General features: G+C 50.0%; 1 pseudogene. It reads left to right on the forward strand.

What is annotated here, in order from left to right:
- Window positions 1–205: 205 nt before the first annotated feature.
- Window positions 206–642: pseudogene (locus BHE18_RS16705) on the forward strand (homocysteine S-methyltransferase family protein); the annotation flags it as partial.

Consider the following 642-nt stretch of genomic DNA (forward strand, 5'->3'; position numbering starts at 1 on the left):
TAGTGGTTTATGTGCGTTGGGGTATGATTCGTGGTGGGGTGTTTGTGGTGTGGGTGGTAGGAATGTATGGAGGTATTAATAGTGTGAAAGGCAGTGCAGCGGTCTTGTTCAGTTGACAAACGTTGTGTTTTACTTTTTGTTTTCCGGCTGGTGTTGGTATGTGGGATGAGTGTAGGTCAGGTGGTGTCAGTTTTTTTTTTTCCATCGGGCAGCGGAAATCAATCAAAAAGCGGTCGAAATCGCGAAAAAAAGCCAAGCGAAATACTCGACGCCGGAATGGCCACGCTTTGTGGCGGGGGCGCTTGGGCCGACGACGAAAACCTTGTCGGTGACAGGCGGCATCACATTCGACGCATTAAAAGCCGATTTTCAAGTGCAGGCGAAAGCCTTGATTGAAGGGGGCGCGGATCTTCTGCTTTTGGAGACAAGCCAAGATATGCTAAACGTCAAAGCGGCGACCATTGCGATACATGATGCCTTTGAAGAAACCGGCGTGGAATTACCGGTGATGATTTCAGGGACCATTGAACCGATGGGCACGACACTTGCCGGACAGACGATTGAAGCGTTCTATGTGTCGATCGAACACATCAAGCCGTTGTCGGTCGGATTGAACTGTGCGACAGGGCCGGAGTTCATTAA

Source organism: Rossellomorea aquimaris, assembly GCF_001877785.1.
Classification (GTDB): domain Bacteria; phylum Bacillota; class Bacilli; order Bacillales; family Bacillaceae_B; genus Rossellomorea; species Rossellomorea aquimaris_A.